Consider the following 602-nt stretch of genomic DNA (forward strand, 5'->3'; position numbering starts at 1 on the left):
TACCGCGGCTGCTGGCACGTAGTTAGCCGTGGCTTTCTAATAAGGTACCGTCAAGGTACGTTCAGTTACTAACGTACTTGTTCTTCCCTTACAACAGAGTTTTACGATCCGAAAACCTTCATCACTCACGCGGCGTTGCTCCATCAGACTTTCGTCCATTGTGGAAGATTCCCTACTGCTGCCTCCCGTAGGAGTTTGGGCCGTGTCTCAGTCCCAATGTGGCCGATCACCCTCTCAGGTCGGCTATGCATCGTTGCCTTGGTAGGCCATTACCCCACCAACTAGCTAATGCACCGCGGGCCCATCTAGTAGTGACAGCCGAAACCGCCTTTCAGCATCTCACCATGAGGTGAAATGAATTATTCGGTATTAGCCCCGGTTTCCCGGAGTTATCCCAATCTACTAGGTAGGTTGCCCACGTGTTACTCACCCGTCCGCCGCTAAATCAGAAGAAGCAAGCTTCTTCATCATTCGCTCGACTTGCATGTATTAGGCACGCCGCCAGCGTTCGTCCTGAGCCAGGATCAAACTCTCCATAAAAGTTAGTTTGAAAGCTCATTTGCTTTGCTAGCGTATCATCCGAAGATGATATCTATTTCGTT

Annotated in this window: 1 rRNA gene; it reads right to left on the bottom strand. The window is 50.2% G+C overall.

Annotated elements, in window-relative coordinates:
* Positions 1 to 540: ribosomal RNA gene (locus JFL43_RS22155) — 16S ribosomal RNA — on the bottom strand; the annotation flags it as partial.
* Between the last annotated feature and the right edge of the window lie 62 nt (positions 541 to 602).

The organism is Viridibacillus soli (assembly GCF_016612995.1).
In the GTDB taxonomy this organism is placed as follows: Bacteria; Bacillota; Bacilli; order Bacillales_A; family Planococcaceae; genus Viridibacillus; species Viridibacillus soli.